This window comes from Burkholderia sp. WP9, assembly GCF_900104795.1.
GTDB lineage: Bacteria > Pseudomonadota > Gammaproteobacteria > Burkholderiales > Burkholderiaceae > Paraburkholderia.
Window position 1 is genome coordinate 4,103,792 of record NZ_FNTG01000001.1, and the last position, 22,026, is coordinate 4,125,817.

20 protein-coding genes are annotated in these 22,026 nt (G+C 63.3%); 5 read left to right on the top strand and 15 right to left on the bottom strand.

Annotation, left to right across the window (positions count from 1 at the left end):
- Positions 1-172 precede the first annotated feature (172 nt).
- The 6 genes from ettA to ugpB form a co-directional block, all read right to left on the bottom strand.
- Complete coding sequence (gene ettA, locus BLW71_RS18375) at positions 173-1,837, bottom strand: energy-dependent translational throttle protein EttA (RefSeq protein WP_091798685.1); 1,665 nt, start codon at positions 1,835-1,837, stop codon at positions 173-175.
- 233 nt (positions 1,838-2,070) lie between these two features.
- Positions 2,071-2,367, bottom strand: coding sequence for a DUF3761 domain-containing protein (locus BLW71_RS18380; RefSeq protein ID WP_091798688.1), 297 nt, complete (start codon positions 2,365-2,367; stop codon positions 2,071-2,073).
- Between the two features lie 49 nt (positions 2,368-2,416).
- Positions 2,417-3,505 (bottom strand): sn-glycerol-3-phosphate import ATP-binding protein UgpC, encoded by a 1,089-nt coding sequence (locus tag BLW71_RS18385; protein WP_091798691.1) that lies wholly within the window; start codon positions 3,503-3,505, stop codon positions 2,417-2,419.
- An 85-nt stretch (positions 3,506-3,590) separates the two neighbouring features.
- Positions 3,591-4,436, bottom strand: coding sequence for a sn-glycerol-3-phosphate ABC transporter permease UgpE (ugpE, locus tag BLW71_RS18390; protein WP_091798694.1), 846 nt, complete (start codon positions 4,434-4,436; stop codon positions 3,591-3,593).
- Positions 4,433-5,317, bottom strand: coding sequence for a sn-glycerol-3-phosphate ABC transporter permease UgpA (gene ugpA, locus BLW71_RS18395; protein WP_091798697.1), 885 nt, complete (start codon positions 5,315-5,317; stop codon positions 4,433-4,435). Before ugpA ends, ugpE begins: the two co-directional genes overlap by 4 nt.
- 101 nt (positions 5,318-5,418) lie before the next feature.
- The gene (gene ugpB / locus BLW71_RS18400) at positions 5,419-6,744 is read right to left on the bottom strand and encodes a sn-glycerol-3-phosphate ABC transporter substrate-binding protein UgpB (protein WP_091798700.1); all 1,326 of its coding nucleotides are present in this window, start codon (positions 6,742-6,744) and stop codon (positions 5,419-5,421) included.
- A gap of 327 nt (positions 6,745-7,071) precedes the next feature.
- Between ugpB and BLW71_RS18405 the strand changes: the two genes are divergently transcribed.
- Positions 7,072-8,049 carry a glycerophosphodiester phosphodiesterase family protein gene (locus tag BLW71_RS18405; protein WP_091798703.1) on the top strand — a complete coding sequence of 326 codons (978 nt, stop codon included), beginning with the start codon at positions 7,072-7,074 and terminating at the stop codon, positions 8,047-8,049.
- Between the two features lie 113 nt (positions 8,050-8,162).
- Here BLW71_RS18405 and ychF read toward each other — a convergent pair whose 3' ends face one another.
- Positions 8,163-9,257: a redox-regulated ATPase YchF gene (ychF, locus tag BLW71_RS18410; protein WP_091798706.1), complete on the bottom strand. Its 1,095-nt coding sequence runs from the start codon at positions 9,255-9,257 to the stop codon at positions 8,163-8,165.
- A 394-nt stretch (positions 9,258-9,651) separates the two neighbouring features.
- Here ychF and BLW71_RS18415 point away from each other — a divergent pair, with 394 nt between their 5' ends.
- The 4 genes from BLW71_RS18415 (at position 9,652) to BLW71_RS18430 (ending at position 14,307) form a co-directional block, all read left to right on the top strand.
- Positions 9,652-10,824 (top strand): UbiH/UbiF family hydroxylase, encoded by a 1,173-nt coding sequence (locus BLW71_RS18415; RefSeq protein ID WP_091800995.1) that lies wholly within the window; start codon positions 9,652-9,654, stop codon positions 10,822-10,824.
- 121 nt (positions 10,825-10,945) lie between these two features.
- Positions 10,946-11,671 carry a DsbC family protein gene (locus tag BLW71_RS18420; protein WP_091798709.1) on the top strand — a complete coding sequence of 242 codons (726 nt, stop codon included), beginning with the start codon at positions 10,946-10,948 and terminating at the stop codon, positions 11,669-11,671.
- Between the two features lie 94 nt (positions 11,672-11,765).
- On the top strand, positions 11,766-13,556 hold the full coding sequence (locus tag BLW71_RS18425) for a M61 family metallopeptidase (protein ID WP_091798712.1): 1,791 nt from the start codon (positions 11,766-11,768) through the stop codon (positions 13,554-13,556).
- Between the two features lie 154 nt (positions 13,557-13,710).
- Positions 13,711-14,307 (top strand): FMN-dependent NADH-azoreductase, encoded by a 597-nt coding sequence (locus BLW71_RS18430; RefSeq protein WP_091798715.1) that lies wholly within the window; start codon positions 13,711-13,713, stop codon positions 14,305-14,307.
- Positions 14,308-14,444: 137 nt separating this feature from the next.
- On the opposite strand, the gene BLW71_RS18435 is transcribed toward BLW71_RS18430, so the two are convergent.
- From BLW71_RS18435 to rpe, 8 genes are all read right to left on the bottom strand, one after another.
- Positions 14,445-15,287 carry a uracil-DNA glycosylase gene (locus BLW71_RS18435; RefSeq protein WP_091798718.1) on the bottom strand — a complete coding sequence of 281 codons (843 nt, stop codon included), beginning with the start codon at positions 15,285-15,287 and terminating at the stop codon, positions 14,445-14,447.
- Between the two features lie 231 nt (positions 15,288-15,518).
- Entirely contained in the window at positions 15,519-16,145 is a 627-nt protein-coding gene (locus tag BLW71_RS18440; protein WP_091798722.1) for a CYTH domain-containing protein, read from the bottom strand.
- 52 nt (positions 16,146-16,197) lie between these two features.
- The gene (trpC, locus tag BLW71_RS18445; RefSeq protein ID WP_091798726.1) at positions 16,198-16,983 is read right to left on the bottom strand and encodes an indole-3-glycerol phosphate synthase TrpC; all 786 of its coding nucleotides are present in this window, start codon (positions 16,981-16,983) and stop codon (positions 16,198-16,200) included.
- Positions 16,984-17,001: 18 nt separating this feature from the next.
- The gene (trpD, locus tag BLW71_RS18450; RefSeq protein ID WP_091800997.1) at positions 17,002-18,033 is read right to left on the bottom strand and encodes an anthranilate phosphoribosyltransferase; all 1,032 of its coding nucleotides are present in this window, start codon (positions 18,031-18,033) and stop codon (positions 17,002-17,004) included.
- A gap of 17 nt (positions 18,034-18,050) precedes the next feature.
- Entirely contained in the window at positions 18,051-18,653 is a 603-nt protein-coding gene (locus tag BLW71_RS18455) for an aminodeoxychorismate/anthranilate synthase component II (RefSeq protein WP_091798729.1), read from the bottom strand.
- A 13-nt stretch (positions 18,654-18,666) separates the two neighbouring features.
- The gene (gene trpE / locus BLW71_RS18460; RefSeq protein ID WP_091798732.1) at positions 18,667-20,160 is read right to left on the bottom strand and encodes an anthranilate synthase component I; all 1,494 of its coding nucleotides are present in this window, start codon (positions 20,158-20,160) and stop codon (positions 18,667-18,669) included.
- A 367-nt stretch (positions 20,161-20,527) separates the two neighbouring features.
- Positions 20,528-21,244 (bottom strand): phosphoglycolate phosphatase, encoded by a 717-nt coding sequence (locus BLW71_RS18465; RefSeq protein ID WP_091798735.1) that lies wholly within the window; start codon positions 21,242-21,244, stop codon positions 20,528-20,530.
- 25 nt (positions 21,245-21,269) lie between these two features.
- Positions 21,270-21,953 carry a ribulose-phosphate 3-epimerase gene (gene rpe / locus BLW71_RS18470; RefSeq protein ID WP_007180282.1) on the bottom strand — a complete coding sequence of 228 codons (684 nt, stop codon included), beginning with the start codon at positions 21,951-21,953 and terminating at the stop codon, positions 21,270-21,272.
- Between the last annotated feature and the right edge of the window lie 73 nt (positions 21,954-22,026).

A 22,026-nucleotide genomic window follows, 5' to 3' on the forward strand; every position in this document is an offset into this window, starting at 1 on the left:
GCTGTGTGCCCTGCTGCTCATCTCGGCGACGCCAGGTGTTCGCGGCACCTGCTACGCGGCGCCGCAAAATTCGCCCGCGCGAGCACACGTGGGCACGCGCGCACGCAAGAGCGCGGCCGTCGAGGCGGCCTGCGCGTCAGCCCAGCCGACGAGCAGGCGGCCCGGTTCGAGCTTATCGCGCGATCGGCTTGTAACGCAGACGCTTCGGACGCGCACCTTCTTCACCCAGACGCGCGCGCTTGTCGGCTTCGTATTCCTGGTAATTGCCGTCGAAGAACGTGACTTGCGAATCGCCTTCGAACGCGAGAATGTGCGTGGCGATCCGGTCGAGGAACCAGCGATCGTGCGAGATCACCAGCACGGAGCCTGCGAACTCGAGCAACGCGTCTTCCAGCGCGCGCAGCGTTTCGACGTCGAGATCGTTCGACGGTTCGTCGAGCAGCAGCACGTTGCCGCCCGCGATCAGCGTCTTGGCCAGGTGCAGCCGGCCGCGCTCGCCACCCGACAGATTGCCGACGATCTTCTGCTGATCGCCGCCCTTGAAGTTGAAGCGCCCGATATACGCACGCGACGGCGTTTCATACTTGCCGACCGTCAGCACGTCCGCACCGCCGGAGATTTCCTCAAACACGGTTTTCGAGCCGTCCAGCGCGTCGCGGCTTTGATCCACGTATGCGAGCTTGACGGTCGGGCCTTGCACGATCTCGCCCGAATCCGGCTGTTCGCGGCCGGTCAGCATGCGGAACAGCGTGGACTTACCCGCGCCGTTCGGCCCGATGATGCCGACGATCGCGCCAGCCGGAATCTTGAAGCTGACGTTGTCGAGCAGCAGACGGTCGCCATACGACTTGCTGACGTTCTTGAACTCGATCACTTCATTGCCGAGACGATCGCCGACCGGAATGAAGATTTCCTGCGTTTCATTGCGCTTCTGATAGTCCTGGCTGTTCAGTTCCTCGAAGCGGGCGATACGCGCCTTCGACTTCGCCTGACGGCCCTTCGGGTTCTGGCGCACCCACTCCAGTTCCTTCTTGATGGCCTTCTGACGCGCCGATTCCGACGATTCTTCCTGCTTCAGCCGCTCTTCCTTCTGATCGAGCCAGCTGCTGTAGTTGCCCTTCCAGGGAATGCCGTGGCCGCGGTCGAGTTCGAGAATCCACTCGGCGGCGTTATCGAGGAAGTAGCGATCGTGAGTCACGGCGACCACGGTGCCCGGGAAGCGCGTGAGGAACTGTTCCAGCCAGTCGACCGATTCCGCGTCCAGGTGGTTGGTCGGCTCATCCAGCAACAGCATGTCCGGCTTTTCGAGCAGGAGCTTGCACAGCGCGACGCGGCGCTTTTCGCCACCCGAAAGATGCTCGATCTTTGCGTCCCAGGCCGGCAGGCGCAGCGCGTCGGCAGCGATTTCGATTTGCTGCTCAGCGCTGCCGTCGGTGGTGGCGAGGATCGCTTCGTACTTCGCCTGTTCGGCGGCGAGCGCGTCGAAGTCGGCGTCAGGTTCGGCGTAGGCCGCGTAGATTTCGTCCAGTTTCTTTTGCGCGCCGAAGACATCGCCGAGACCTTCCTCGACCGCTTCACGCACCGTCTTGTTCGGATCGAGTTGCGGTTCCTGCGGCAGATAGCCGATGTTCAGGTTCGGCATCGGCGTGGCTTCGCCTTCGATGTCCTTGTCCACACCGGCCATGATGCGGATCAGCGTCGACTTGCCCGAGCCGTTCAGGCCGAGCAGGCCGATCTTCGCGCCGGGAAAGAACGACAGCGAGATGTCCTTGAGGATTTGACGCTTGGGCGGCACGATCTTGCCGACCCGGTTCATGGTGAAAACGTATTGGGCCATTTGCTTGCAATAGACGTTGACGACGCCGGCCGCGAGGGGGCGGGCAGTCGTGGGTGGATGGGTAATCGGTGTTATGGCCGGGCAGAGCGCCCGGCGCCGGCCGGCGCGGCTTGGAGCGTGGCGTCGAACTTCGCGACACCCCGCGCGCGGGCGGGTTCTTCAAATGGCATTGTACTTCGGCAGGGGCAGGGCACGGCAGTGGGTGTCCGTTCGGCCAGGTCCCGCCCGGATGCTCAGAGCCAATCCGCCACGCCGCCGTGGCGCGAACACGTGCCGCTGCGGTGGCGGCTAAAGCTGTAGGTGCCGTCGCGGCAACGTGCCGTGGCGCCTTCCGGCGCCTTGCCGGATAACAAGCGGGCCGGCGCGTGCACGGTGTTGCCGTCGCGATTGGTGTAGGTGTTGTGATTGCTGAGGTTCGCTTCGTCCGGCGTCGTGCCCGGCGCAACATACGCGAACGCCGACGAGACGCTAAACAGCAGCGCTGCGACTACCGCGCAGGATCGCAAGGTCTTACGGGTCATGCCCATCATGGTCTTTCGAGTGCTTGTTATTCTGACTGCCCGGGCGATTTATCAGGCCTCAGTTCGCGCGCTTGCCGCTGGCCGGGTCGAAGAAATGCAGATGTTGCGCGGGCAGCGCCACGTGCAGCGCTTCGCCCGCCGCGGGCCGATGCGCATGCGGCAAGCGCACCGTGACGTCATGCTTGCCCCAGCGGCCGTGCGCGAGATTGTCCGCGCCGAGCAGTTCGCAGGAATCGACGGTGAGCGTCGCGTGAGGCGCGTCCGCCTGACCCGGGCTCATGTGTTCCGGACGAATGCCGAGTGTCCACTCGCGCCCTTTGGCGACTTCGCGGCCGATCGACGCCACGCCCGTCAAAGGCAGCTTTGGACCGTTGCCCGCCACTTCGAAAACGGAGCCGTCGTCCGACACGCGGCCTTCCAGCAGATTCATCCCGGGCGAGCCGATAAAGCTCGCGACGAACACCGTGGCGGGCCGCTCATAGACTTCGGTCGGCGCGCCGATCTGCTCGGCGTGGCCTTTGTTCATCACGATCACGCGCTGGGCGAGCGTCATCGCTTCGATCTGATCGTGCGTCACATACAGGCTCGTGGTGGCGAGCCGCGCATGCAGACGCTGGATTTCGAGCCGCATCTGCACGCGCAGGCGCGCGTCGAGATTCGACAGCGGTTCGTCGAACAGAAACACCGCCGGCTCGCGCACGATAGCGCGGCCCATCGCGACACGTTGCCGTTGTCCGCCGGACAATTCGCGGGGCTTGCGTTGCAGTAGCGCTTCGAGTTCGAGAATCTGCGCGGCGGCGTCCACGCGCTGCCTGATCTGCGCCCGGTCCACGCCCGCGATCTTCAGCGCGTAACCCATGTTCTCGGCCACGCTCATATGCGGATAGAGCGCGTAGTTCTGGAACACCATCGCGATGTTGCGATCTTTCGGTTCGAGCTGGTTGACCACTTTGCCGGCGATCGAAATACTGCCCTCGGAGATGCGCTCCAGTCCCGCCACCATCCGCAGCAAGGTCGATTTGCCGCAGCCGGACGGGCCGACCATCACGACGAACTCGCCGTCGGCGACGTCCACGTCGATGCCGTGCAACACGAACTGTTTGCCGTCGTAGGTTTTTTTCACGCCTTGCAGAGTCAGTGCAGCCATGCCGTTTTAGCCTTTCGTTGCTTGCCGCGCTTCGTGCGGTGTTGTTATTTCAATGCCGGAATAAGCTCGCTCAAACGGGCGCCGCTTACTTCTCCGCGTCCACGAGTCCGCGCACGAACCAGCGCTGCATCGTCAGCACGACGGCGAGCGGTGGCAGCATCGCGAGCAGCGTCGCGGTCATCACGAGATGCCATTCGGTCGCGGTGTCGCCGGAGGCGATCATGCTTTTTATGCCGACCACGGCCGTGGTCAGCGATTGCTGGCTCGTGATCAGAATCGGCCACAGGTACTGATTCCAGCCGTAAATGAAGGTGATGACGAAGAGGGCCGCCATGTTCGTTTTCGACAGCGGCAGGACCACGTCCCAGAAAAACCGCATGGCGCCCGCGCCGTCGATGCGCGCCGCTTCCATCAATTCGTCCGGCAGCGTCATGAAGAACTGGCGGAACAGGAATGTCGCGGTGGCCGAGGCGATCAGCGGCAATGTCAAACCGCTGTACGTATTGCTCAGATGCATCGACGACACGACCTGCACGGTCGGAAAGATCCGCACTTCGACCGGCAGCATCAGCGTGATGAAGATCAGCCAGAACGCGAGATTGCGAAACGGGAAACGGAAGAACACGATCGCGTAAGCGGAGATCATGGAGACCGCAATCTTGCCGATCGAAATCACCAGCGCCATCACGAGGCTGTTGAACAGCATGCGGCCGAACGGCGCCGCCGCGTTGCCGCTGCCTTGCGACCAGACCGTCGCGATGTTCTCGAACAGATGCGTGCTCGGCACCAGCGAAAGCGGCACGCTGAACACCTGTTGCTCGCTCATGGTCGCCGCGCAGAACGCGACGTAGACCGGAAACACCACCAGCACGACGCCGAGAATCAGCACCGCGTGGCAGAAGAGGTCGAAACCGCGGCGGTTCTCGATCATGAGTATTGAACCCTGCGTTCGATAAAGCGGAATTGCACGACCGTCAACGCGACGACGATCCCCATCAGGATCACCGACTGCGCGCCGGAACTGCCAATGTCGAGCCCCTGAAAACCTTCGGCGAAGATCTTGTAGATCAGCGTGCGAGTGGATTGCGCGGGGCCGCCGCCGGTTGCTGCGTCGATCACCGGGAAGGTGTCGAAGAACGCGTAGGTGATGTTGATCACCAGCAGGAAGAAGCTGGTCGGCGACAGCAGCGGCAGTGCGATGCCGAAAAAGCGCCGCACCGGACCGGCGCCGTCGATCGCCGCCGCTTCGATGAGCGAGCGCGGGATCGCCTGCAAGCCGGCATAGAAGAACAGAAAGTTATAGCTGACCTGTTTCCAGACGGACGCGAGCACCACGAGGAACATCGCCTGACCTGCGTTCAGCGCGTGATTCCAGACAATGCCGTACTTGGCCAGCGCGTAGGTGACGAGGCCGATGCTCGGGTTGAACAGAAACGACCACAACACGGCGGCAATCGCGGGCGCGACGGCATACGGCCAGATCAGGAGCGTTTGATAGGTCTTGGCGCCGCGCGTGACGCGATCGGCGCAGACTGCGAGCAACAGCGAGATCACGAGGCCGGACACCGTGACGAGCGCGCAGAAGATCAGCGTCGTGTAGAACGACGACAGGTAGAGCGGATCGGCAAAGAGCTGCTTGAAGTTGGCAAGCCCGACGAACTCGCTCGACGTGCCGAACGCGTCCTGACTTTGCGTGGATTGCCACAGCGCCTCACCGGCCGGCCACAGGAAAAACAGCAGCGTGATCGCGAGTTGCGGCGCGACGAGCAGGTATGGCAGCAGGCTGGTGCCGAAGCTGGAGCGCTTTTCCATCGATGATATCCAAGGTTCTGCGGCAACCACGGGTTCCGGCGCGGGCGCGCCGGAACCTCGTTCGCTCAGTTTTCCGCTCAGTTGCCGGCTCAGTTGCCGGCTCAGTTGCCGGCGTTCTCGAAGCGGCGCAGCAGTTCATCGCCACGCGACACGGACGCGTCGAGCGCCTGTTGCGGCGTCTTCTTCTGAGCCCAAACCTGTTCGAGTTCTTCGTCGATGATCGTGCGGATCTGCGGCATGTTCCCCAGACGCAATCCCTTCGTGTACGGCAGCGGCGGCTTGTTGAGCATCTGCTTGATGGCGGTGTCGCTGCCCGGATTTTTCTCGTAAAAGCCTTGTTGCTGCGTCAGTTGATAAGCGGCGGTGGTGACCGGTAGATAGCCGGTGTCCTGATGCCACTTGGCCGCAACCGGCGCCGACGACAGATACGAGAGGAATTTCGCCACGCCCTTGTAGACGGCCGGATCCTTGCCCGACAGCACCCACAGGCTCGCGCCACCGATGATCGCGTTCTGCGGCGCGCCCTTCACGCTGGCGTCGTAGGGCATCATGCCGGTTCCGAAGCTGAACTTCGCGTACTTCTTGATCGTGGCGAGCGACCCCGACGAGTTGGTGATGATCCCGCAGTCGCCGCTATAGAACTTCGACACCGGTTCGTCCTTGCGGCCGACGTAGGTGAAAGTGCCGTCCTTCTGCATGTTTTGCAGGAACTGGATATGCGCGACCTGCAGCGGCTTGTTGAATTCCAGTTGCGCGTCCGGGCCGTCGAAGCCATTGTTCTTCGTCGCGAACGGCGCGCCATGCCAGGCGCTGTAGTTTTCGAGTTGAATCCAGCTCTGCCAGCCCGACGAATAACCGCACGCCATACCCGACGCCTTCAGCTTTTGCGCGTCGGCCTGCAGTTCCGCCCAGGTTTTCGGCGGCTGGTTCGGATCGAGGCCGGCTTTCTTGAAGGCGTCCTTGTTGTAGTACAGCACCGGCGTCGAACTGTTGAACGGCATCGAGATCAGCTCGCCCGTTTTCGCGTCGCTGTAATAGCTGGCGATGGTCGGCACGAAGGCCTTTTCATCCAGCGGCACGCCGGCCTGCTTGAACACTTCGGAGACGGGGATCACGGCCTTCTTCGCCTGCATCATCGTGGCGGTGCCGACTTCGTAGACCTGGAGGATGGCCGGCGCATTGCCGCTGCGATAGGCGGCAATGCCGGCGGCGAGGGTCTGGTCGTAAGTGCCTTTGAACACCGGCACGATCTTGTAGTCGCTTTGCGACGCGTTGAACGCGTTGGCAATGTCGTTCAGCCGTTCGCCCAGCGCGGCTTCCATGCCGTGCCAGAACTGGATTTCAGTTGCGGCGCAGGCCGCCTGAGTGAGGCCGGCGCTCAATACGGCGGCAACGGATAGCGAACGGATTAGCGGCTTCAAACTCATCGATTTGTCTCCAGTGTCGGAACGGGCGCGGATGCGAATCGCGCGATTCTAGTTGTGTTCGATGACAGTCCGGCGTCGGCGGCCGGACGGCGCGCACCATTTTTGGCGGTCGCCGAATGCCGCAATTTAACATCGGTGTCACAAAACGGAAACAGCCGGTGTTGATATGCCCATTGAGTGGGCGATGAATGCGCGAGTTTGCGTAGGAGCAGGGACTGAGCTCGTTCGCTGGACGCGGCCGTTCGCGTGCGGGCATGATAGACGTCCGTTGCGCGTGTGCCCGCTTCGTATACGTTACGCCACGGTGGGTATTAATCAGGATTCCAGATGCTGAGTTCAGTACGATTGACGGGAGGCAGCTTTATTGCAGGCCTTTTACTGGCGGGTTGTTCGCTCACGCCTCCCGTGACGCCGAACAATGCCGTCACGCAGGTGAGCGCGTTGCCGGCGATCATCGCGCATCGCGGTGGCACGGGCGATGCGCCGGAGAACACGCTCGAAGCGATTCGCCTGTCGATCACGAATCACGCCGACGCGATGTGGCTCACCGTGCAGTTGAGCAAGGATGGCGTGCCGGTTCTTTATCGGCCGGGCGATCTGTCGGCGTTGACCGACGCGAAAGGGCCAGTGTCCGCGTATACGGCGGCTCAACTCGCACGCGTGAATGCGGGGTGGACGTTCCGCCGCGCGGATGCCTATCCGTATCGCGATCATGCTTTGGGCATTCCGACGCTGCGCGAAGCACTGCGCATCATGCCGGCTGGCATGCCGGTGATCCTCGATATGAAGGCGCTGCCCGCCGAACCGCAGACGCTGGCCGTCGCGCGCGTACTCGATGAAGAAAACGCATGGCGGCGCGTGTCGATCTATTCGACTGAAGCGGACTATCAACGGAGCTTTGCCGCGTATCCGCAAGCGCGGCTATTCGAATCGCGCGATGCCACGCGTGGGCGGCTCGTGCGAGTCCTGCTGAATCAGGGTTGTGTGGACGCGCCGGCCGAACACGCGATGAGCGCGTTCGAGTTGCACCGCGCATTGACGGTGGTCGAGAAGTTCACGCTGGGCGAAGGGCGCTCGGACGTGCAGGCTATGTTATGGACGCCTGCCACGGTCGCGTGCTTCAGGCAGAAGCCGGACGTGCGAATCGTTGCGATCGCCGTGAACGATGCGGATGATTACCGCACGACGGCGTGCCTCGGCATCGACGCGGTGCTAGCGGATTCGCCGTCGAACATGACGGCCGTCAGGAACGGTATCGCGTTGCCGCTGCAGTGTGGGCGCGCCGGCACAAGTGGCGGGCAGTAAAGCAAAGAGCCCGCTCGAAGCGGGCTCTTTCAATGTCACCGGCTGCGCGGATGGCGGCGTTCAGGTTTCCACCCGTGGCCGCCTCGCGCTGAAGCCGAGGTTCAAACTCAAACTTACACGTTGAACAGGAAGTTCATCACGTCGCCGTCGTGCACGACGTATTCCTTGCCTTCCGCGCGCATCTTGCCGGCTTCCTTCGCGCCTTGTTCACCCTTGTAGGTGATGTAGTCGTTGAACGCGATGGTCTGCGCGCGAATGAAGCCGCGCTCGAAGTCCGTGTGAATCGCGCCGGCCGCCTGCGGCGCCGTATCGCCGATATGGATCGTCCACGCGCGCACTTCCTTCACACCCGCCGTGAAGTAGGTCTGCAGGCCCAGCAGCTTGAAGCCGGCGCGGATCACGCGGTTCAGGCCCGGCTCTTCCATGCCCATGTCGGCGAGGAACACTTCCATGTCGGCTTCGTCGAGGTCGGCGATTTCCGCTTCGATCGCGGCGCACACGGCGACGACCGGCGCGTTTTCCGCAGCCGCGAACTTCGTGACCGCGTCCAGATGCGGGTTGTTCTCGAAACCGTCTTCCTTCACGTTGGCCACGTACATGGTCGGCTTCGCGGTGATCAGGCAGAACGGCTTGAGCGTGGCTTTTTCTTCGTCAGACAGGTCGAGCGCACGGACCGGTTTGGCCTGGTCGAGCTGCGCGCGCACTTTTTCCAGCACGGCGGCGTTCTTGATAGCTTCCTTGTCGTTACCCGACTTGGCCGCCTTCGAATAGCGCGCCAGCGCCTTTTCGACGGTCGCGAGGTCGGCCAGCGCCAGTTCGGTGTTGATCACCTCGATATCCGACAGCGGATCGATCTTGTTCGCGACGTGAATCACGTTCTCGTCTTCGAAGCAGCGCACCACGTGCGTGATCGCATCCGTTTCGCGGATGTTGGCGAGAAACTGGTTGCCCAGACCTTCGCCCTTGCTCGCGCCGGCCACCAGACCGGCGATGTCGACGAATTCCACCACGGCCGGCAGGATGCGCTCCGGCTTGACGATTTCAGCGAGCGCCTTCAGACGCGCGTCCGGCACTTCGACAATGCCGACGTTCGGCTCGATCGTGCAGAACGGGTAATTTTCGGCGGCGATGCCCGCCTTGGTCAGCGCATTGAACAGGGTGGACTTGCCGACGTTAGGCAGGCCGACGATGCCGCATTTGAGGCTCATGGAAATCCTTCATTGATTCAGTAAGTTGCGTGATGCGCTCGACGCTATATGCAGGATTCGAGAAGCCTTCGCGTGTGGCGTGGCGGACAAATGCAGCGGAGCGGGACAAGACACCGGATCGGGGCGTTGCTCGACGACCGGGTGCGAGTTTTCACGGAAAGCGTAATTGTAACCCGTTCGGATCGGCTCACTGCTGCGGCGGACGGAGGGCGGCGCTTGCCGTCCGGGCGGACGCGTGGCGTTCCTGTCTTCCGAGCGCGAATTCACGCGGCTGCGCGAAGCGGACGCGGCGCTGGCGGCGGACGGTCGTCTGCGAGTATCGGCGCGCTTGTTCGGGCGCAAACGCCGCGCGCGTCGATCCGTCCCTCGCAACCCCCGCGGCTATAATGCGCGGATGAATGCACACCACCAGACCTTTGATGCCGCCGTGATCGGCGGCGGGCTCGTCGGCAAGACCGCGGCGCTGGCGCTGACGCAAGGCGGACTGCGCGTGGCGCTGCTCGCGCAGCCCTGCGCGGCGCTGCCCCACGGCGCCAGCTTCGACTCGCGGGTCTACGCGCTGTCGTCGAGCTCGCAGGCTCTGCTGGAGCGTTTGCGGGTCTGGCAGGCGCTCGATCTGACGCGGCTCGGGCCGGTCTACGACATGCGCGTCTACGGTGACGCGCACGCCGAACTGCATTTCTCCGCGTTTCAGGCTTCGGTGCCGCAACTCGCGTGGATCGTCGAGTCGTCGGTGATCGAGCGCGCATTGGACGCCGCGCTGCGCTTCCAGCCGAATCTTACCTGGATCGACACGCGCGCCCAGGCGCTGGACTTCACCGCTGACAGCGCCAGCGTCGGCCTCGCCAACGGCAATGTGCTCGAAGCCGATCTGGTGGTCGGCGCAGACGGCGCGCATTCGTGGGTGCGCGCGCAGATCGGCTCGAAGATGGTCCGGCGCGACTATAAGCAAACCGGCGTGGTCGCCAATTTCAAGGCCGAGAAGCCGCACAGCGAAACCGCGTATCAATGGTTCAAGGACGGCGAGATCATCGCGCTCCTGCCCATGCCGGACGGCCACGTCTCGCTGGTGTGGTCGGCGCGCACCGAGCACGCAGAGCAACTGGTCGCGCTCGATCCGGCGCAGCTCGCCGCTGAAGTGGAACGCGTGACGGGCGGTCAGTTCGGCGCGCTCGACTGCGTGACGCCCGCGCAAGGTTTCCCGCTGGCGCTGCAAACGGTCGACCGGTTGGTGGCGCCACGCGTCGCGCTGGTCGGCGACGCCGCGCATCTGATCCATCCGCTGGCCGGGCAGGGCATGAACCTCGGCCTGCGCGACGTCGCGGCGCTTGCCGACACCGTCGCCGGCAAGGAGTCGTTCCGCGATCTCGGCGACATGGTGCTGCTGCGTCGCTACGAACGCGCACGCCGCGAAGACATTCGCGCGTTGATGATCGCCACCGACGGTCTGCAAAAACTCTTTTCCGTTCCCGGTCCGTTCGCCAAGGCGCTGCGCAATACCGGCATGGCTTTCGTCGGTGCGCAGCCGTTCATCAAACGCTGGCTGGTGTCGGCCGCGTTGGGCTGACGCGCCCGCTCCGGCATGCCGCTGCCGGCCAGGCAGGTATCATGAACGGATGGACGCCGTTCCGGTCAGACCGGGAACGTCACGAAACGCGCAATAGCGCGATTGAACCCAGGAATTCAGCATGAAAAAGACTTTCCGCGTGGCGGCCGCCGCGCTTGCAATCGCAGCCGTCACGATCGGCTGCTCCGCACAGGCCGACCAGACTACCGACAAGCTCAAAGCCACGCTGCAAACGCGCCTCGCGGACGTGACGATCAAGAGCGTGACGAAATCGCCGATCGCCGGCCTGTACGAAGTGAACCTCGGCTCGCAGATCGTCTATAGCGACGCGAACGGCGACTATCTGATGCTCGGCGACATGGTCGACGCGAAGACCCGTAAAAATCTGACCGAAGCGCGCCTCGCGGAAACCAACCGTATCGATTTCGCGAGCCTGCCGTTCGCCAACGCCGTGAAGGTCGTGAAGGGCAACGGCGCGCGCAAGATCGCCGTGTTCTCCGACCCGAACTGCCCGTATTGCAAGCAGCTCGAAACCTCGCTGAAGTCGATCGACAACGTGACGATCTATACCTTCCTGTACCCGGTGCTGTCGCCCGATTCGACCGCGAAGTCGAAGTCGATCTGGTGTTCGACGGACCGTGCGAAGGCATGGGAATCGTGGATGCAGGACCATCAGGCGCCCACCGCCGCCGGCACCTGCGACACCGCCGCGATCGACAAGAACCTCGCGCTCGGCCACGCCATGAACGTCGACGGCACGCCCACGGTGTTCCTCGCCGACGGCCGCCGCCTGCCCGGCGCCGTGCCGGCCGACCGGCTGGACAAGGAAATGTCCGCAGTGCGCTGAGCATACGGAACACATCGAACAAAGGAGGCGCGACGTGCGCCTCCTTTCGCATCAAGCCCGACTATCCCCGCCTCACCTCTTCTAATCGCCGCCGATGAAGCCGATCCGCTACACCATCGTTCCCAAGCAACCCGCCGCTCACCTGTTCGAAGTCACCGTGACCGTCGCCGATCCCGATCCGGCCGGTCAGCGTTTCATGCTGCCGGTGTGGATTCCGGGCAGCTACATGGTGCGCGAGTTCGCCCGCAACATCGTGACGCTGCGTGCTTTCAACGACGCGGGCCGCAAGGTGCGCGTCGAAAAGACCGACAAGCACACCTGGCAGGCCGCGCCGGTCAAAGGCGCGCTGACGCTGCGCTATGAGGTCTACGCGTGGGATCTGTCGGTGCGCGCCGCGCATCTCGACGATACGACCGGCTTTTTCAACGGCACGAGCGTGTTTCTCTCGCCGCTCGGTCACGAGGAAGCGCAGTGCGTGGTCGATATCCAGAAGCCGGAAGGCGCGGCGTATCGCAACTGGCGTGTCGCCACCGCGCTGCCGGAAGCGCGTGGCACGAAGCGTTATGGTTTTGGCGAGTATCGCGCGCAGAACTACGACGAGCTGATCGATCATCCCGTCACGCTGGGCGAATTCGCGCTCGCGACGTTCAAGGCGCACGGCGTGCCGCACGACGTCGTGATCGCCGGGCGCGTGGTCGGGCTGGACATGGCGCGTCTGTCCGCCGACCTGAAGCGTATCTGCGAAGCGCAGATCGCATTGTTCGAGCCCAGGTCGAAGAAAGCGCCGGTGGATCGCTACGTATTCATGACCCAAGCCGTTACGGATGGGTACGGCGGCCTCGAACACCGCGCTTCGACCGCGCTGATCTGCAATCGCGGCGATTTGCCGGTGGAAGGGCGCGAGGCGCTCACCGAAGGCTACCGGACCTATCTCGGTCTGTGCAGTCACGAATACTTCCACACCTGGAATGTGAAGCGCATCAAGCCGGCCGTGTTCGCGCCGTACGACCTGAGCGTCGAAAACTACACGTCGCTGCTGTGGCTGTTCGAGGGCTTCACCTCTTACTACGACGATCTGATCCTCGTGCGCAGCGGCCTGATCACGCAGGACGACTACTTCGGCCTGCTCGGCAAGGTGGTCGGTGGCGTGCAGCGCGGCAGTGGGCGCCTGAAGCAGAGCGTCGCCGAAAGCTCGTTCGACGCGTGGGTCAAATACTACCGGCAGGACGAGAACGCGCCGAACGCGATCGTCAGCTACTACACCAAGGGTTCGCTCGTCGCGCTGGCGTTCGATCTGACGATTCGCGCGCAGACCAACAACCGCAAATCGCTCGACGACGTGATGCGCTTGCTCTGGCAGCGCTTCGGCCGTGACTTCTATCGCGGCAAACCGGTTGGCGTCGACGAAAGCGAGATCGAGGCGCTTTTCGCGGAAGCGACCGGCGCGAAACTCGGTGAGTTGTTCGCCGAAGCCGTGCACGGCACGCACGATCTGCCGCTCGAGACGCTGCTCGCGCCGTTCGGCGTAGCAATCGCGCCGGAACTCGAAAAGAACGGCAAGCCGTCGCTCGGCGCACGCGTGCGCGGCGGCGCGGATTGCACGCTCGCGGCGGTTCATGACGGCAGCGCCGCGCAAAAAGCCGGGCTCTCGGCTGGCGACGTGCTGATCGCGCTGGACGGCCTGCGCGTGACCGGCTCGAATCTTGACGGATTGCTCGCGCGCTATCAGCCGGGCGCGAAAGTCGAGGTTCACGCGTTCCGCCGCGACGAACTGCGCGTCGCGCAAGTCAAGCTGGACGGGCCTGAGGTCGCGCGCTACAAGCTCGCCGTCAGCGACAAGCGGGCCGCCGCGCGCAAGGCGCGCGAGCGCTGGCTGGAAAGCTGATCGTCATCCGGGCCGTCCACAATGGCCGGCCGGGCGCGGCGGATTGTCCTACCAGTGCAACAATCCGTCGCTGCCGGATGGCTTTTTCCCGGGTCGGTAAAAAAACACAATGGCTCCACTCGCGCAACACAGCGCGCCCCTACTGGAGTCAACCATGACCACGATCCTGCAAATCAACTCGGCAGCCCGCTCGCAAGGCGCGAACTCGACGCTGCTCGTCAACGAGCTGACCGCAAAGCTGCAACAATCGAATCCGGGCGCGCAAGTCGTCGTCCGCAATCTGCAAGCCGAACCGCTGCCGCATCTGGACGACGCCGTCCTCGGCGCGTTCTTCACGCCGGCTGACCAACGCACGGCCGAGCAAGCCGCGATCGCTGCGCGCAGCGAAGCGCTGATCGCCGAACTGCAAGCCGCCGACATCGTCGTGATCGGCGCGCCGATGTACAACTTCGGCATCTCGTCGCAACTGAAGACGTACTTCGACTTCATCGCACGTGCCGGTATCACGTTCCAGTACACGGCGAATGGTCCGGAAGGTCTCGTGAAGGGCAAGAAGGTGTACGTCGTGTCGGCACGCGGCGGCAAGTATCTCGGCACGCCGAACGATAGCCAGACGCCGTACCTGAAGAGCTTCCTCGGCTTCCTCGGCATGACCGACGTAAACTTCATCTACGCCGAAGGCCTGAACATGGGTCCGGACGCCGCCGGCGCCGCGCTGGCTTCCGCCCGCGAAGCGATCGCCGCTGCGTAAGGCTGGCCGCGCCGCTTCAAGCTGCGGCGAATAGTGTTCTGGAATGAAAAAACGCCACGGGTTCTGAACCCGTGGCGTTTTTGTTTTGTGGCGCCGATGTGTCGCGGTTGCTTCGTCCCTGTCCGTTGGTGGCGCATTCAGGCGAGCATTTGCGCTTCGTCGGGCAAGCGCCAGTCGATCGGCTCGCGGCCGTGCTGCGCGAGATATTCGTTGGCCTTGGCAAAATGCCCGCAGCCCAGAAAACCTCGATGCGCCGACAGCGGCGACGGATGCGGCGCCTCCAGCACGTAATGCGACTTGCCGCCGAGCAGCGCGCGCTTGGCTTGCGCATGCGCGCCCCACAGCATGAACACGAGGCCGTCGTGGCGCATCGCCAGTTCATGGATCAGCGTGTCGGTGCATTTTTCCCAGCCGCGTTTTGCGTGGCTGGCGGCTGAATCGCGCTCCACGGTCAGCACCGTGTTCAGCAGCAGCACGCCTTGCTTCGCCCAGGTGTCGAGACAGCCGTGACGCGGCGTATCGTGGCCGAGGCTCGCGGCGATTTCCTTGAAGATGTTGCGCAGCGACGGCGGCGTGCGCACGTTCGGCGCCACCGAAAACGCCAGTCCGTGCGCTTGTGGCGTGCCGCGGTCCTCGCCGTGATATGGATCCTGGCCGAGGATCACCACTTTCACGTCGTCTGGGCTGGTCAGGCGCAGTGCGCGGAAAACGTCGGCGGGGTAGACGGTTTTGCCAGCGGCGCGCTCACCATCGACGAAACGGCAGAGCGGCGCATACGCATCGCTTTCGATAAACGGCTTGAGATGCGCGCGCCATGCCGGCGGCAGCGCTTCGAATTGCGCTTCGAGCGTTGGCGGCGGCGCGCTGGCACCGGATTGCTGCGGCGCAGTGGTCGTCATGTCAGTGGCCGGCTCGGGTGCGGCTTCGCCGAACAGCGAAGCCTGCGTCGGATTGGAACGGGTGCGGGAAGCAGAGGTCATGGCGGGGAAGTGTCGCAGCAATCGGCGCGTTGCTCAAGGTGTCGGCGGCGGCGTGTCGTATCTGGTCAGTGTGGGCGCTGGATAGGCGCTCCTGTTCGACGAGATTGCAGGATAGGCGAGCGTCCGCCTGACACTTGACGTTGCGCTGTCGAGCCGGCAGCCGCCGGGAGGAAGTCCTTCGCGAAAGTCGGGCTCTGTGTCGGCCGGCAGGGATAGCGGCCTTAACGCGGCTCAACCTGCCCGCAATTGATAACCACGCTGGGCCTTGCTGATGTCGTCCGGTGCGAGACCGGCTATCTGCTTGCCCAACTCCGCGGCAAGCGTGTGGAGCGCGGCTTCGTCACCGGACTTCAGCTCAAGTTCGACTTCCGAGATCGGTGCGCGGCGTGCCTCGCCGTCAACTTCGGCGAACACATCGCCCTGATCGATCGCCGCTTCGACTTCGGAACCGTCCGCCTGGACGTGCCACAGCGTACGGGTGAAATTCGTGCGGAAGAGTTCGATAAGTTCGGGCGCGGCTTGACGCAAAGCGCTCGCGGCGGACGGTTCGTCGCACTCACGCAGCAGCGCGTCGATCTCCAGCTTTTCACCGGCCACCGGTATTTCCCATTCGTGCCGGGTGTGCATGCCGTTTTCAGACTTGCCGACCGTCTTGAAGGTTTGCAGCCAGCCGTCGGGCGTCTGGCGCAAACGCAGGGCGCTCTTCGAGCTTGCCAGCGTCAACTCAGGCGTGTCGAAGTAAATATTCACCAGCTTGATCGGGCCACCCTGCGCCCCGGTGCGCGCAACGAACCACTGCGTCGCCGCTTGCACCTGCGCAGGCGGCAGCGCCAGCTTGATTTCGCGTTCCATACCCATGACTGCTCCGCTACCTATGCCGCGTGCCCTGCGTCGTGTGTCGACACAGCGCTCAGAAAAACATTCGTGCAAGTTCCACACCCGGCTCGTCCGCGCGCATGAACGCCTCGCCGACCAGGAAAGTATGCACGTCCATTGCGCGCAGGCGCTCCACATCGACGCGCGACAGAATGCCCGACTCCGTCACGACGATGCGGTCGTCCGGAATCGCTTCGAGCATGCCGATCGTCGTCTCGATCGACGTCTCGAAGGTGCGCAGGTTGCGATTGTTGATACCGATGAGCGGTGTTTTCAGCGTGAGCGATTCCATCAGTTCGTTCTCGTCGTGCACTTCCACCAGCACCGCCAGACCCAGCGAATGCGCGAGCGCTTCGAGGTCCTGCATCTGCGACGTTTCGAGCGCGGCGGCGATCAGCAGGATCGCGTCGGCGCCCATCGCGCGGGCTTCGACGATCTGATACGGATCGACGATAAAGTCTTTGCGCAGCACCGGCAGACTGCAGGCCGCGCGCGCTTCCTGCAGATACGCGACGCTGCCCTTGAAGAACTGCACGTCGGTGAGCACGGACAGGCAGGCCGCGCCGTGTTTTTCGTACGAACGCGCGATCTCGGCCGGCACGAAGTGCTCGCGCAACACGCCTTTGGACGGGCTCGCTTTCTTGACTTCGGCGATCACAGCGGCTAGACCCGCCGCGTGTTTCGCGCGCAATGCGCCGACGAAGTCGCGAATGTCGCGCGTCGACGCTTCGAGGCGCAGCTCTTCGAGCGGCGCGCTTTGTTCTGCCGCACGGACTTCTTCGCGTTTGACCGCGATGATACGGTCGAGGATGTCGCTCATAAGTGTCTCGCTACGTGATTACTGCTTGAATTGCTGGGTGAAGCGGACCAGCTCGTCGACTTTCGCCCGCGCCTTGCCGCTCGCGATCGCTTCGCGCGCCAACTGGATGCCGTCTGCAATCGACGAGGCCACGTTCGCCGAATAGAGCGCCGTGCCCGCGTTCAGCGTGACGATTTCGCGGGCCACGCCCGGTTTATTGTCGAGCGCGTCGAGCAGCATCGCTTTGGATTCGGTGGCGTCGGCCACTTTCAGGGTGCGGTTCGACACCATCTGCATGCCGAAGTCTTCCGGGTGGATTTCGTACTCGTGGACCTGGCCGTCGCGCAACTCGCCGACTTGCGTCGCCGCGCCGAGCGAGACTTCGTCCATGCCGTCCATACCGTACACCACGAGTACGTGCTTCGCGCCGAGGCGCTGCATCACGCGCACCTGAATGCCGACGAGGTCGCCGTGGAACACGCCCATCAGCTGGTTGGGCGCGCCGGCCGGGTTGGTCAGCGGCCCGAGAATGTTGAAGATGGTCCGCACGCCGAGTTCGCGGCGCACCGGCGCGATGTTCTTCATGGCCGGATGGTGGTTCGGCGCGAACATAAAGCCCATGCCGGTTTCCGCAATCGAAGCCGCCACCTGTTCCGGCTGCAGATCGATATTCACGCCGAGCGCTTCGAGCACGTCCGCGCTGCCTGACTTGCTCGACACGCCGCGGCCGCCGTGTTTCGCGACCTTGGCGCCCGCCGCGGCCGACACGAACATGGTTGCCGTGGAGATGTTGAAGGTCTGCGAGCCGTCGCCGCCGGTGCCGACGATATCGACGAAGTTCGAGTTGTCCGGCACGTCGACGTGCCGGGCGAATTCACGCATCACCGTGGCGGCGGCGGTGATTTCGCCGATGGTCTCTTTTTTGACGCGCAAGCCGGTGATGATCGCCGCCGCCATCACGGGTGAGAGTTCGCCGCGCATGATGAGCCGCATTAAATGCAGCATTTCGTCGTGGAAAATTTCGCGGTGCTCGATGGTCCGTTGCAGCGCTTCCTGGGGCGTAATCGTCATGATGTCGTCTCTCTTCATCAAGCGTTGCGATTGGCCGTTTGCGCGCCGGCGAGCTTCGACTGCTTCACGAAATTTTCGAGCAGCGCATGGCCGTGTTCGGACAGAATCGATTCCGGGTGGAACTGCACGCCTTCCACGGCCAGTTCCTTGTGACGCACGCCCATGATCTCGCCGTCTTCAGTCCATGCCGACACTTCGAGGCAATCGGGCAGCGATTCGCGTTCGATCGCGAGCGAGTGATAGCGGGTCACGACGAAGTGTTTCGGCAGGTCGGCGAACACGCCTTTGCAGTCGGTTTCGATCGTGCTGACCTTGCCGTGCATGATGGTTTGCGCGCGCACCACGCGCCCGCCGAAAGCCTCGCCGATCGCCTGATGGCCGAGACAGACGCCGAGAATCGGCGTCTTGCCGCTGAATTCGCGCAGCACGTCGAGCGTGATGCCGGCGTGTTGCGGATTGCTTGGGCCAGGCGAAAGGCAGATGCGCTCGGGGTTGAGCTTCGCGATTTCGTCCAGCGTGATTTCGTCGTTCCGATAGGTGTGCACGTCTTCGCCGAGTTCGCCGAAGTATTGCACCAGGTTGTGGGTGAACGAGTCGTAGTTGTCGATCATGAGCAGCATGGTGTGTCTCCGGTCAGAAGTCGCTATCGAGGCCGTCTTGAACCTGTTCGGCGGCGCGCAACACGGCGCGTGCCTTGTTCTCGGTCTCTTGCCATTCGGATTCCGGCACCGAATCCGCGACTACACCCGCTGCCGCCTGCACGTACAGATTGCCGTTCGCGATCACGCCGGTGCGGATCGTGATGGCCAGATCCATTTCGCCGGTGAACGACAGATAACCGACCGCACCGCCATACAGGCCGCGCTTCACGGGTTCCAGTTCGTCGATCAGTTCCATTGCGCGGACCTTCGGCGCGCCCGACAGCGTGCCGGCCGGGAAGGTGGCGCGCAGCACGTCGAAATTGGTGGTGCCGGGTTTCAGCTTGCCTTCGACCGAACTCACGATGTGCTGCACGTGCGAGTACTTTTCGATCACCATCTTGTCGGTGACGACAACCGAGCCGATCTGCGCGATGCGGCCCACGTCGTTACGCGCGAGGTCGATCAGCATGACGTGTTCGGCGATTTCCTTCGGGTCGTTCAGCAGTTCGGTCGCGAGTTCCGCGTCACGTTCCGGCGTGTTGCCGCGCGGACGCGTGCCGGCGAGCGGCCGGATCGTCACGATTCGATCCTCGCCGCGCTTTTCCTGGCGCACCAGGATTTCCGGCGATGCACCCACCACGTGGAAGTCGCCGAAGTTGTAGTAATACATATACGGCGACGGATTCAGCGAGCGCAGCGCGCGATACAGCGAGAGCGGATTGTCGCGGTACGGCTTGATCAGGCGCTGGCCGACCTGCACCTGCATCAGTTCGCCGGCCGCGATGTATTCCTTCGCCTTGCGCACGGCCGCCAGATAATCGTCTTTCGCGAACTCGCGATAGGTCTCGGTACGCACGCTGGCCGAAGTGACCGGCGGCTGCACGGTGGTGCGCAAGCGCTGGCGCAATTCCCGCAGACGCTGTTTGGCTTTGGTGTACGCCTCGGGTTGCGTCGGGTCGGCGTAGATCACCAGATAGAGCTTGCCCGCGAGGTTGTCGATCACTGCGACTTCTTCGGTCAGCAGCAATTGAATGTCGGGCAGATTCAGATCGTCTTTCGGCGCCGTGTGCGCGAGCTTTTTCTCGATGTAGCGCACCGCGTCGTAGCCAAAATAGCCAGCCAGACCGCCCGCGAAACGCGGCAAACCTGGGCGCTGCGCCACTTTGAAACGGCCCTGGAATTGCTGGATGAATTCGAGCGGATCGCCCTCGTGCGTTTCGACGACCTTGCCGTCGCGCACCACTTCCGACACGCCGTTACGGGTGCGCAGCAGCGTGCGCGCCGGCAGGCCGATGAACGAGTAGCGGCCGAAACGTTCGCCGCCCACCACCGATTCCAGCAGGAACGAGTTGGCGCCGTTGCGCTCGCTCTGCGCGAGCTTCAGGTACAGCGAGAGCGGCGTTTCGAGGTCGGCGAGCGCTTCGGCGATCAGCGGGATGCGGTTGAAACCCTCGTTGGCGAGGGACTGGAATTCGAGTTCGGTCATGTTCCGATCCTGTACGGTGGTCCGGCGGCGTGCGTCGGACAAAGCGGGGCGTAGCGCGCCCGGTCAGGCGTTCGTTCGACGTTTCGACACGATGATACCGACCGGCGCGAGTTTCCCATCGACGCGTGCAAGGGATTTCAGCGCACAGATGTACTTTGCGGGTACACGCAGGCCGAATCAACCGATGCAGCGAAACAAAGTGATGGAAAAAACGCGTGAGCGCAGCGAAGTAAAAAACGGTTGCCGAAGACGAGCTTCAGCGTACCTCAGGCGAGGTTAGCGCGACCAGCGACGCCAGGGCCAGGCTCCCCGGTCGATGCTAATCAGACTCCGTTTTTTATTCAGAAACATGAGGATGAAGGACTTTTCAAGTCGTGGATTGGTGCGCTGCGATCGCCTTGGCGGCGTCGAGCAGCGAATCAACTATACCATCGGATTTTATTGTTTGTATAGCTTGGCCGTGGTTGTAACCGTAGGGCACCGTTAGCGTGGCCATGCCCGCTGCGCGGCCTGCCAGCGCATCGTTCTCCGAATCACCGATGGCCACCGTGGCTTGCGGCTCGATGCCCAGTTGCGCTGCGGCGGTGAGCATGGGCAGCGGATCCGGCTTCTTTTTTGCCAGACTGTCGCCGCCGATCACGACGCTGAAATATTGCGCGAGCCCGTACTGCTGCAGCAACTCCACCGCGAACCGATGCGGCTTGTTGGTCACGCAGGCGAGTTTGAGTCCGGCGTCGCGCATGGCCTTCAGGCCGGCTTCGACGTTGGGATAGAGACGGGTGTGCGTGCCGTTGATCTTCGCGTACTCCTCCTGATAGATCGCGAGCGCCTCGTCGAAGCGCTCTTGCGCATGCTCCGTTTCGAAGCGCGGCGCCAGCACGCTGCGGATCAGATGCTCCGAACCCTTGCCGACATAACCGACCACTTCCTCGCGCGAAGTCTCCTCGGCGTCGAGCTGCGCGAGCATGCCGTTCAGGCCGGCGGTGAAGTCGTCGGCGGTATCGATCATCGTGCCGTCGAGGTCGATGATCGCGGCTTGCAGGCGCGGGCCCGTGAAAGCTGGGGCAGGGAACGGAGTGGTCATGTGCGGGCCGGTTATGCGTTGATTCTCAGTGCTGGATGTTGGCGAGTGCCGCGCGCATTTTTTCGATCACGACCTTGTGGTCCGGCTGGCCGAAAATCGCCGAACCAGCCACGAAGGTATCCGCGCCGGCCGCCGCGATTTCCGCGATGTTGTCGACCTTCACGCCGCCGTCCACTTCCAGATGAATCTCGCGGCCGGTGCGCTCCGTGTAGGCGTTGATGCGCTGGCGTGCCTCGCGCAGCTTGTTGAGCGCTTCCGGAATGAAGGATTGGCCGCCGAAGCCCGGATTCACCGACATGATCAGCACGAGATCGACCTTGTCCATTACGTGATCGAGATAATTCAGCGAGGTGGCCGGATTGAACACCAGCCCGGCCTTGCAACCGTGGTCACGGATCAGCGACAGCGTGCGGTCGATGTGGTCCGAGCCTTCCGGGTGAAAGCTGATCAGGTTCGCGCCGGCCTTGGCGAAGTCCGGCACGATCCGGTCGACCGGACGCACCATCAGATGCACGTCGATCGGCACGTCGACATGCGGGCGGATCGCTTCGCAGACGAGCGGGCCGATGGTCAGGTTCGGCACGTAATGGTTGTCCATCACGTCGAAGTGAATCCAGTCGGCGCCAGCGGCGACGACATTGCGGACTTCTTCGCCGAGGCGGGCGAAATCGGCGGACAGAATGCTGGGGGCGATGCGGAATTGCGTCATGGCTGGGGGAGGATGCAAGCGGGAAAGCGCCATTTTACCGTTTTGTGCGCGGGCGCTCCGGTTCGCCGACGCT